This window comes from Planctomycetia bacterium, from assembly GCA_034440135.1.
Classification (GTDB): domain Bacteria; phylum Planctomycetota; class Planctomycetia; order Pirellulales; family JALHLM01; genus JALHLM01.
Map to the genome: position 1 here is coordinate 1 of JAWXBP010000237.1, position 3,791 is coordinate 3,791.

At 61.1% G+C, this 3,791-nt stretch carries 4 protein-coding genes; all 4 read right to left on the reverse strand.

Annotation, left to right across the window (positions count from 1 at the left end):
• A partial coding sequence (locus SGJ19_14170) for an energy-coupling factor transporter transmembrane component T (protein ID MDZ4781395.1) occupies window positions 1–540 on the reverse strand: 540 nt, incomplete at its 3' end.
• A 7-nt stretch (window positions 541–547) separates the two neighbouring features.
• On the reverse strand, window positions 548–1,408 hold the full coding sequence (locus SGJ19_14175) for a leucine-rich repeat domain-containing protein (protein MDZ4781396.1): 861 nt from the start codon (window positions 1,406–1,408) through the stop codon (window positions 548–550).
• 332 nt (window positions 1,409–1,740) lie between these two features.
• A complete protein-coding gene (locus tag SGJ19_14180) occupies window positions 1,741–2,697 on the reverse strand; it encodes a hypothetical protein (protein MDZ4781397.1) in 957 nt (318 codons plus the stop codon).
• Window positions 2,698–2,942: 245 nt separating this feature from the next.
• On the reverse strand, window positions 2,943–3,791 hold an 849-nt coding region (locus SGJ19_14185; GenBank protein ID MDZ4781398.1), incomplete at its 5' end, for an FAD-dependent oxidoreductase.

A 3,791-nucleotide genomic window follows, 5' to 3' on the forward strand; every position in this document is an offset into this window, starting at 1 on the left:
CCCGCCACCACCACCGCCGGAGCCGTCGCCCCTTCCTCCGCCACCACCGCCGCCAGACTTGCGCAGCGACCCGTCCAAAAGCGCGAGCGTGGTATCGAGGGAGTAAGCCATCAGCGGCGCAACGCGCAAGGAGCGTAGCCCGTTGATGAAGGCGCGCTCATCGCCGATCGAGCGCACGACGTGCGTCGTCAACACGACGAGCAGAATCTGCGCCGCCATCAGCATGCCGGCCTGCAATCCGGTCAGATTGATCGACAGCCAAGAGAACAAGGACCAATGACGATCCGTGTCGGGACCGGGTAACAAAGCGTTCGCGGCGATCAAAAACAGAAACAGGAATTTGAGGCGATCGAGAATGCGGCCGATCGAGTGGTCGAGCTTACCGCAGACTGCCAGGATCGCCACTTGCAGCAAAATCAGCGACGGAACCAGCAGCGGCTTCCAGGCGTCAGGCACGAGAAACGTGGCGCAAGTGACGGTCAGCAGGTAGACCACCAGGAGCCACGGATGACGATTGAGATAGCTGGCTGACGCTGGCATCGCTCGTTTACCACTCGATCTTGGCGCGGGGCACAAGCCGTGCGATGCGCTCGCGCTCGCCGGGCGGGATCGGATTATCCGCCAACTCCAATTCACGCAAGCTGTGCAACTGGGCGATCTCGTCCGGCACGTGCTTCAACTGATTGGCGCCCAGATTCAGCAACTGCAAATCGGGGAGATTCCACAGCTTCTCCGGCAGCGACGCGAGTTGATTCCGCGAGACGTGCAACTCGTTCAGTTGCTTCAGCCGGCCGATTTCCTCCGGCAGTACGCGCAAATTGTTGCGCGACAATTTCAACACCTTGAGCTGCCGCAGCTCGCCGATCTCGGGCGGCAGAGTCTCGATCCCGTTGTTGCCGAGATTGAGCGATTCCAGATTCGTCAGCTCGAGCGCTCCCTTGGGAAAACGCTCCAATCCAGCACTGGTGAGGCTCAGGAAGCGCACGCCGTGCGGCTCCATGAGGGCGTCGGTGAGGTTCGTGTACACCTGATCCGACAGCGCTTTTGCAGCCAGATCGTGCCCGATTTCGATGGAGACGACTTCGCGCAGCACGAATCGCGGCGTAGTGATCTCCGCTAATTGCTTGCGGCCAGCCGGGACGAGCTTCCAACCTGGCGAGTTGGTGCTCAGCAAGGAAAAGTCCGCCAACTTGGCGACGTCGAAGGCAAAGCACTCGCCCCGGCTCCCACGGCAGCAGACTTGCAGTTCAGCGCTGCGCTCTGGCAGCAATTCGTCGAGCGGCACGACCATTTGGCCGGGAAAGCGCGCGATATCCGGCGGGACCGGCAGCGCTCGGGCAAGCAACGACTCGGCAGACAGCGACGTCGTCGCGCCGGCCTCGGTCAACTCAATCGGTGGCAATGACATCGGCAGTGGCCCGTGGCCGAAAGCCACACAAGCGGCCATTCAATCCCAGGAGACTGAGCGGCCATTGGTTCGAGAGAAATGCCCAACTTTGCTTCTCAGGCTGCCACGGCAACGCCGCGAACTATGCCCTGCAAATCCAGTATCAATCGACTCTGGTTCTTTGTCAACGGAACGGACGTTGAATGCAGGCAACGACTTCCGCCGAAATTGCGGAATCCACCAGAGGGAATGTTACCGCCGGGGCGGGACGCCAACCAAGGAGGCCTCGCAATTCCTGCTGAAAGGCTGAGCGAAACCATCGGCGCGGGTTTCGAGGCATCTGCCATCGACGATTACGGCCGAATCGGTCCGATATAGCTTTTCGCCACCACGATGTGGTCGAACCAGACTTTGCTGACGTGGCCCGGCGGCGATTTCGTGATGTAGAGGTAAGCCCAGACGAAGTTCGCCTTGAGGGCTTCGTCGGTTCGCCAGCGAAAGCCCTCAAACGGCTCGCCTCCTTCGGCGACGGTGAAATGCTCTCGGTCGCCCTTCGTGTTGCTCCAGCGGACGCCGTCGCCGCCTTGGTTCGGATAGAACTTGTCGAAGATCCATTTTCCCTTGGGGAATCCTTTGCCGAGATGCGCGATCGGTTGGCCGTCGATCCAGAATGCTTGCTCGCCGTTGGTGTCGCCGACGTCATTGAGCTTGACCATCATCTCGACGCAAATCCAATGATCGCGCGCGACCTTGAGCTTCTCGTCCAGGACAAAGCAGTTCCCCCACGTCTGCCCACGCGGCGGGCTGCCGCGCATTTCACACCAATAGGTGTAGAAGTCCCAGCGCCAAGAATCGCCGAACGGCTCGATGCCGGTCCAGAACGCTTTCGCGCCGTCGGTCGGAATGCCGGCCTTCACCGAAGGCCACGGCATCGAGGGATTGTTCCCGCCCAGGCACGTGCCGAAGTGATGCACGGGGGCGCAGTCTTGGTCGAACTTGACGTAGAACCGCGCGTAGACCTGTTCATGTCCCTCGTCGAGCCGTCGATAGAGATGCCCGCCGGTGTCGTTCTCATCGCCGCCGACGTGCGTGAACAAAAGCGATTGCTTTCCCGCGCTGCCGGATGGTACATCGCCCGTTAGCGACATGCTCTCCGGATGCTGAGCGGTCTCCCATCGCTTGGTCACGTCGTCAACAGTCGCAGACTCGAAGTCTTCGACGAACAGCACGTCGGGATCGTTTGCGATCCCTTGGTCGCCGGGGTATTTGGTGGAAATGGACTGCGCTGACGACTCGCTCGCAAGAAGCACGACGATTAAGAGCAAGGCGCCAAGTGTAGCCGTGGAAGAAACGACACTAGCCCGACGCGCAAGCGAGGGGGAGTGGACGTAGCGGCTGCAAGTCACGTCGTACTCCAATTCAATGTCCACTCCGCCTCGCTTGCGCGTCGGGCTAGTGTGAGCTGATTCACGAAAAAACTCAGTGTGCAGAATTGTAAACATAGTTCTTGGCCTTGTGGCATTTGAAGGTTGGCGCACGGAAACCGTGCATTGCCTTACGTCGGAGGCGTCGGCGGAACGCTATTTGTACTCGGCGCCGGCGGATGCAGCCGCCATTCCTTGTTGACGATCAACCGCGCGCCGCGGCGAAACGACATGTACGACCAGGCCCATTGCAGCACGACAAGCAGACGATTCTTGAAGCCGGTCAGGTAGTAGATGTGAACCACGAGCCAGGCCATCCACGCCCACCAGCCGGCGAGTTTCCAGGAGCCCATCTCCAGCACGGCCTTGCTGCGGCCGATCGTGGCCATCTGCCCTTTGTCGTGGAAATGAAACGGCTGGCGCGGCTTGCCGGCGATGTCATCGAGAATCGCGCGGGCGACGTAGCGACCTTGCTGCATCGCCACCGGCGCGGTGCCCGGCAATGGCGCACCTGTCTGGTGAGTGAAACAGGCCTGATCGCCGACGACAAACACGTGGGAATGCCCTTTGACGGTGAGGTCCGGCTCGACGATCACACGGCCCTGACGATCAACTTCCATCCCGCCGAGCTTGCCCAGCGGGGACGCCTGCACGCCGGCCGCCCAGAGAACCGTCGCGGCGCTGATGCGTTCCGTGCCCATTTCGACGCCTTCCGCGTCGATGTTCGTGACGCGGCTATTGGTCCAGACCTGCACGCCGAGGTTTTCCAGATCGCGCACGGCGCGTGACCTTAGCTCTTCGCAAAAGGTCGAGAGGATCTCGGGGCCAGACTCGACGAGAATCACGCGCGCGAGCGCGGCATCGATGTTGCGAAAATCCTTGGCCAGCGTGAAGCGACTCATTTCGCCGATCGCGCCGGCAAGTTCCACACCGGTCGGTCCGCCGCCGACCACGACGAACGTCAAGAAGCGTTTCTGCGC

Excerpts from the sequence above, each read along its gene's own strand:
- SGJ19_14175 (MDZ4781396.1), bottom strand. The coding sequence starts at position 1,408 with ATGTCATTGCCACCGATTGAGTTGACCGAGGCCGGCGCGACGACGTCG.